Raw genomic sequence first — 2,026 nt, 5'->3', positions numbered from 1 at the left:
AGGATAAAGCCCTAAAGTTATGGTGGCGCGCTTTTTACTAACAGGACGAACGTAATCCATTCGCCATGACTTGGCGCCAAGCGTACTAACATATAGGTAAAGGCGTCCACCATCAGCTAACTTGTAAGGCTTATCTTTTGGTTTGGCTTGTTTTACTTGCGAGTCGGTCAGCGCTTTTATTATTATTGCCATTTTGACGGTATCCTGTTTGACGGTATCGGTTAATACCGTCTATGATACCGTTATTTTTACCGTGTACAAGTAGCAGATACCGTTATTAATCGGTGACTACCGTGTATTAAACAATAAAAAACCCTTGAAGCGCGTGGCTTACAAGGGTTTATCGTGTTATATCGTTATGTTTGTTGGTGCGCCCACAGGGACTCGAACCCCGATCGATCGCTTAGGAGGCAACTGCTCTATCCTGTTGAGCTATAGGCGCATAATAGAGTGCTATTGTAGAAAAAAGCACTTATTAAATCAATTAATATCGAGTAAATAGAGCATTTTATCTTTATTTAGCAATACTGATAGCATCAGCGACATCTACTGTCAGCTCGCCTGTTGCTTTTTTGCCTGGCGCATTTGACTTAAATAAGTTTGCCATATCATTTTGATAACCATCAATATTTTCATAATCATGTTTACTTAATATATCTTGCCCTGTACTTGAAAGTAGAAAGTTTCGAAAGTTAAGTGCAATAGGATTTTGGGTTAAGATGACACCATCTACTTTTTCCGTCTCTTTTAACGCATAACTAAAAGAGATAAGACTGAGAGTATTTGTGTTATCGGTTTCACCTTTAGAAGCAACTTCCTCGGCACTACTATCTGCATCGATAGTATCTTCTACCATGCCTTTTTTCACCTTGCTCTGGTTTTGCTTATCTTGTGCTATTTTTAATTCTTCTTGTAATGGTGCTAGGCGTTCTGCTGATAGGCTGTCATCAGCAATAATAATATCTGTATTTACGATAAAGGTAGATGCCTCATTAACTGCTTTGTTATTTGATAGAGTCAACAATGCAGCAGAAGCGACATAACTTGTCATGATTTCTACATTGGGGTAGCGCAATTGGAAGCGTGCAATAACGTCATTCAAAGGTACTTGCAGACTCTCTTTTACTTGTATATGTAAAGAGCTTTTGGCAACAGTCTCTCCATCTTCTTCCGCTGAGGCAGTCGATTTACTCTCATTTGACATGATAGGCAAAGGATCCATGTTTTTACGGTTGCTGGTCCATAACCAAGTAAAGATGGCGATAAAAATTACTAGCAGCAGTATAATAAGCCCCGCCAATAGCAGCTTGTAGTCTTTCATAAGTTATCGCTCTTATCTTGTTTAATATAATCAATGATATAATTGACACACTCCCCCCACTTTCACATGGCTCAAGTGGGGGGATTCTAAAAGCCGAAGCTCTTAGGTGACATCCTCACGGTTGTCACCAGTTTTCTGTTTCAACGGGCGACCTTTACTGCATCCTCCCTCCACAGACAAAACGGCATGTCCTGCCGCCAATATATTACGAGCCGCATTAAAATCTGCGTTCGCTTTATGCCCGCATTTGACGCACTCGAAGTTTGCTTGAGTTTGTCTATTTTCTTTGGCGATATGCTTGCATTTAGAGCAGGTTTGGCTAGTTTATCGTGGATTGATTTTGATTAGCAACCCACCACGCCATTGCTGCTTGTACTCAAGCATATTGACCAGCATGCCCCAGCCTTGATCTAAAATGGATTTGTTTAATCCTGACTTAGCTTTGACATTACGACCTTTATTCTCCATCGTACCGCTGGCTGATTTTGACATATTAGCGACCTTCAAATCCTCACAGGCAATCATGGCGTGGCTTTTGCTGATTGTGGTGGTGACTTTATGCAAGTAGTCATGGCGAATATTGGCGATATGATGGTGCAATTTTTGAATCTTACGATTTTGCTTTTTCCAGTTTTCACTGAATTTTACTTTTTTCGCCAACCCACGTTGCAGCTTGGCAATTTTGAGTTGATTGGCTTTAAAGCT

2 protein-coding genes, 1 tRNA gene and 1 pseudogene are annotated in these 2,026 nt (G+C 40.5%); all 4 read right to left on the bottom strand.

Annotation, left to right across the window (positions count from 1 at the left end; genetic code table 11):
• Positions 1-192, bottom strand: a 192-nt coding sequence (locus VLN09_RS11295) for an integrase arm-type DNA-binding domain-containing protein (protein ID WP_325246572.1), incomplete at its 3' end; no start/stop codon positions are given.
• A 174-nt stretch (positions 193-366) separates the two neighbouring features.
• Positions 367-442, bottom strand: a tRNA-Arg gene (locus tag VLN09_RS11290).
• A 72-nt stretch (positions 443-514) separates the two neighbouring features.
• Positions 515-1,321 (bottom strand): hypothetical protein, encoded by an 807-nt coding sequence (locus tag VLN09_RS11285; protein WP_325246570.1) that lies wholly within the window; start codon positions 1,319-1,321, stop codon positions 515-517.
• Positions 1,322-1,423: 102 nt separating this feature from the next.
• A pseudogene (locus VLN09_RS11280) lies at positions 1,424-2,026 on the bottom strand (RNA-guided endonuclease InsQ/TnpB family protein); the annotation flags it as partial.

The organism is Psychrobacter sp. (assembly GCF_035469765.1).
Classification (GTDB): domain Bacteria; phylum Pseudomonadota; class Gammaproteobacteria; order Pseudomonadales; family Moraxellaceae; genus Psychrobacter.
This window is presented reverse-complemented; position numbering and strand designations above follow the sequence as displayed.

Bases quoted from the DNA above. Each gene is read 5' to 3' on its own strand.
- VLN09_RS11285 (WP_325246570.1), bottom strand. From the start codon at position 1,321: ATGAAAGACTACAAGCTGCTATTGGCGGGGCTTATTATACTGCTGCTA.